The sequence below is a fragment of the Sphingopyxis sp. genome (assembly GCF_036402335.1).
Classification (GTDB): domain Bacteria; phylum Pseudomonadota; class Alphaproteobacteria; order Sphingomonadales; family Sphingomonadaceae; genus Sphingopyxis.
On the sequence record NZ_DASWTD010000275.1, the window covers coordinates 1 to 4,058 of the forward strand.

The following is a 4,058-nucleotide window of genomic DNA, read 5'->3' on the forward strand; positions in this document are numbered from 1 at the left end:
GAGGCGCGCGCTATCCCGCTGCGGGTCGAGGCGGGGCAGACCGACTTCGACGCCTTTTTCGCGGCGATCGCCGAATCCGACGCGATCATCTTTGGCTCGCCGACCTATATGGGCAATGTCTCGGCGCCGATGAAGGCGTTCATGGACGCGAGCGCTGCGGTCTATTTCACCAAGCAGTGGAAGGACAAACTGGGCGCCGCCTTCACCGTCTCGGGCTCGCCGTCGGGCGACAAGCTCAACACGCTCACCAGCCTCGCGATTTTCGCGGCGCAGCATGGCATGCTGTGGATCGGCACCGGCCAGAACCCGGGCAACAACGACGACACCTCGGCCGCCACCGATATCGAAAACCGCCTCGGCAGCTTTATCGGCGCGATGGCGCAGGCCGCGAACGACAGCGCCGAAGTGACGCCAAAGGCCGGCGACCGCGCCACTGCGCATTCACTCGGCCAGCGCGTCGCGCTGGCTGCGGCGCGCTGGCGGCACGGCGCACGCGAAAGCGTCGCGGCCGCGTGACCCGGGCTCCGCGCGCCGCCGACCGGCCGCGCGCGGACTTGTCACATCTTGCGCGCGGGCGCCGGCACGGCCTTTGCCGCCACCATGCGATGCGTCGCGGTCCGATGTCTTGCCGCGACGCGATGCTTCGGCGCGGCGTGGCGCTTGGGCGCGGCATGATGCGGCGCGACGGCATGGCCTTCGCGCTGCAGGCAATTGTCGGTAACCGTCTTCGAGCAGACCGGGGTGGCGTCCTGCGCCATCGCTGCGGTCCCCGACAGCGCGACAAGGGCTGCGGCGCCGAGCGCCGCGAGTGTGATCCTTTGCATGACAAGTCTTCCTTTCATCCGGTGGATGGGAAGGCGACGATCGCACAGCGAGTATGACACGGCAGCGTCCGCAGGATTACAATCGCGCAATGCGGCCGGCGAGGGCCGCATTCGCGCTTCGCCCGCCTACTTCGCCCCGCCCCCCGCGAAATCATGGACGAACAGCCCCGGCTTGCGGCTGTCGAACTGCGCCTGCATCGTGCATGCCGTCGCCTTCTGCTTCTTGCAATTCGCCTGCGCCGCTTCCTTTGCGCGCTTGGCCGAGGTTTCGACCGTCGCGCTGTCGTCGCTTGTGTTCATCCGGTACGCCTGGATGAAGCCGTTGCCGGTCAGCGCATTGCTCTCGCACGGCCGCGACGTCGCGTCGCTGCACGCCTTGATCGCGGCGGCGGTCGCGTCGTCGGCGCTGCGATGGCCGCTCGCGACATAGAGCCTGCCATTATAGCCGTCGCTCGCGCCGCCGGTGACCCACGCCGACGCGGCAAAGGATTTGCGCACCGATGCGCTTGGCGAGCGGCGGTTGGTGCTCGACCGGATCGTCGCGAACACCTCGCACGGCAGGAGCTGCTTCGACGAGCAGTCGGCCAGCACCTGCTTGCGTTCGGCGCCGCCCTCGCCCGCCCACGCCTTGTAGAAATAGCCGTTGCGATCGCGGAGGATCGTCATCGAAGAATTCCACCAGCTGCCCGCCGACGAGCAGCCGCCCCCCATCACCCGGTTGCACGCCGCGAGTGACTCGCTTTCGGCAACGCTCGCCGAATGGAGATAATTGCCGTCGACCCAGATGTCGGCGGCGTCGGGATGCCATGCGATCGCGGCATAGCTGTTGTTGGGCGCGGGCGGCGGCGCGGGCGCCGCGCCGCTGTCGTCGCGCACGCACAGCGGAAAGGACGCCATGCCCGGCCCCGAGGGCGACATGCCGACCATGCGCTCGCCCGGCCCCGCGCCGTTGCTGCCGCCGTTGCACGGAAAGGCCTGCGCCTGCGCATCGGCGGGCAACAGCCAGCACGCCAGCGCCACCGCCGCCATCTGCACTACCCGGCGCCTGTTCATCGATCCCGCCATATCCCTGTCCTTGTTGCCCATGTCACTGATTGGACGGTTCTAATCGCATTTTCCCTTGGCGAAAGTGCGCGCGGTCACTCGGACGCATGGACAGCGTATCGCGCGCGCCCTATAGTCTGCCCATCCCCGGGGAGCCGCGTCTGCAATGGCCGGTTGAGAGCGGAATAGACCGCGACCCGTTGAACCTGATCCGGGTAATACCGGCGGAGGGAGGGTCGGTATTCCATACGCGGAATCCCCATTCTCGCTCCGATATTATGGAGCGACTGCACATGGCCGATATCGATTCCCGCCTCGACAAAGCGCACGCCACCCCCATCGGCGTCACCACCGGCCCGATCCGCGGCAGCCGCAAGATCCACGTCGCGACGCAGACCGGCAGCGGCATCCGCGTCGCGATGCGCGAGATCGACCTCGACCCGCATTCGGGCGAGCCCCCCGTCCGCGTCTACGACACCAGCGGCCCCTACACCGACGCGAACGCCACCATCGACATCAACGCCGGCCTCGCCGAACTCCGCGCCGACTGGATCCGCGGCCGCGGCGACGTCGAGGAAGTCGCGCAGCGCGAAGTTCGCCCCGAGGATAACGGCCAGCTCGGCCCCGACCGCTCGGGCGGCGTCCCCGCCTTCCCGAACGTGAAGAAGCAGGTCCTCCGCGCCAAGCCCGGTGCGAACGTCAGCCAGATGCACTATGCCCGCCGCGGCATCATCACGCCCGAGATGGAATATGTCGCCGAGCGCGAGAATCTCGGCCGCGCGCGCCTCGCCGAATACAAGCGCGACGGGCAGGACTGGGGCGCCAGCATCCCCGACTATGTCACCCCCGAATTCGTCCGCGACGAGGTCGCCCGCGGCCGCGCGATCATCCCCAGCAACATCAACCACCCCGAAAGCGAGCCGATGGCGATCGGCCGCAACTTCCTCGTCAAGATCAACGCCAATATCGGCAACAGCGCGGTCGCGTCCGACGTCGCGTCCGAAGTCGACAAGATGGTCTGGTCGATCCGCTGGGGCGCCGACACCGTCATGGACCTGTCGACCGGCCGCAACATCCACGACACGCGCGAATGGATCATCCGCAACTCGCCCGTCCCGATCGGCACCGTCCCCATCTATCAGGCACTCGAAAAGGTCGGCGGTATCGCCGAGGACCTGACCTGGGAGATTTTCGCCGACACGCTGATCGAACAGGCCGAACAGGGCGTCGACTATTTCACCATCCACGCTGGCGTCCGCCTGCCCTACGTCCCGCTCGCGGCAAAGCGCATGACCGGCATCGTGTCGCGCGGCGGCAGCATCATGGCGAAATGGTGCCTCGCGCATCACAAGGAAAGCTTCCTCTACGAACGCTTCGACGAGATTACCGAGATCATGAAGGCCTATGACGTCGCCTACAGCCTCGGCGACGGCCTCCGCCCCGGCAGCATCTACGACGCGAACGACGAGGCGCAGTTCGCCGAGCTCTACACGCTCGGCGAGCTCACCAAGCGCGCCTGGGCACAGGATGTGCAGGTGATGATCGAGGGCCCGGGCCACGTCCCGATGCACAAGATCAAGGAGAATATGGAAAAGCAGCTCGAAGCGTGCGGCGAGGCGCCCTTCTACACATTGGGGCCGCTCACCACCGACATCGCGCCGGGTTACGACCATATCACCAGCGGCATCGGCGCCGCGCAGATCGGCTGGTACGGCACCGCGATGCTTTGCTACGTCACGCCGAACGAGCATCTCGGCCTGCCCGACCGCGACGATGTGAAGGTCGGCGTCGTTACCTACAAGCTCGCCGCCCACGCCGCCGACCTCGCGAAGGGCCACCCCGCCGCACAGGTCCGCGACGACGCGCTATCGAAAGCGCGCTTCGAATTCCGCTGGCGCGACCAGTTCAACCTGAGCCTCGACCCCGACACCGCCGAGCAGTACCACGACCAGACGCTCCCGGCCGAGGGCGCCAAGTCGGCGCATTTCTGCAGCATGTGCGGCCCCAAATTCTGCTCGATGAAGATCAGCCAGGAAGTCCGCGACTTCGCGAAACTGCAAAATCAGGACAGCGCCGCCTTCATCGCCGCCGAAGAGGCCGAAAAGGGCATGGCCAAAATGAGCGAAGTGTATGAGGAAACGGGGCGGGAGCTGTATATGGGCGCAGGCGGGCGCGAGCATGACTGAGGGC

Annotated in this window: 4 protein-coding genes and 1 riboswitch; of the genes, 2 read left to right on the forward strand and 2 right to left on the reverse strand. The window is 66.9% G+C overall.

Annotated features, from left to right (window positions below):
- A partial coding sequence (locus VGD20_RS08690; RefSeq protein WP_331134063.1) for a flavodoxin family protein occupies positions 1 to 516 on the forward strand: 516 nt, incomplete at its 5' end.
- Positions 517 to 557: 41 nt separating this feature from the next.
- On the opposite strand, the gene VGD20_RS08695 is transcribed toward VGD20_RS08690, so the two are convergent.
- Both VGD20_RS08695 and VGD20_RS08700 read right to left on the reverse strand, forming a co-directional pair.
- The gene (locus VGD20_RS08695; RefSeq protein WP_331134064.1) at positions 558 to 824 is read right to left on the reverse strand and encodes a hypothetical protein; all 267 of its coding nucleotides are present in this window, start codon (positions 822 to 824) and stop codon (positions 558 to 560) included.
- A gap of 126 nt (positions 825 to 950) precedes the next feature.
- Positions 951 to 1,877 (reverse strand): DUF4189 domain-containing protein, encoded by a 927-nt coding sequence (locus VGD20_RS08700; RefSeq protein ID WP_331134065.1) that lies wholly within the window; start codon positions 1,875 to 1,877, stop codon positions 951 to 953.
- A 129-nt stretch (positions 1,878 to 2,006) separates the two neighbouring features.
- Positions 2,007 to 2,118: riboswitch (TPP riboswitch) on the forward strand.
- Between the two features lie 43 nt (positions 2,119 to 2,161).
- On the opposite strand from VGD20_RS08700, the gene thiC reads away from it, so the two are divergent.
- Positions 2,162 to 4,054: a phosphomethylpyrimidine synthase ThiC gene (gene thiC / locus VGD20_RS08705; protein ID WP_331134066.1), complete on the forward strand. Its 1,893-nt coding sequence runs from the start codon at positions 2,162 to 2,164 to the stop codon at positions 4,052 to 4,054.
- Positions 4,055 to 4,058 lie beyond the last annotated feature (4 nt).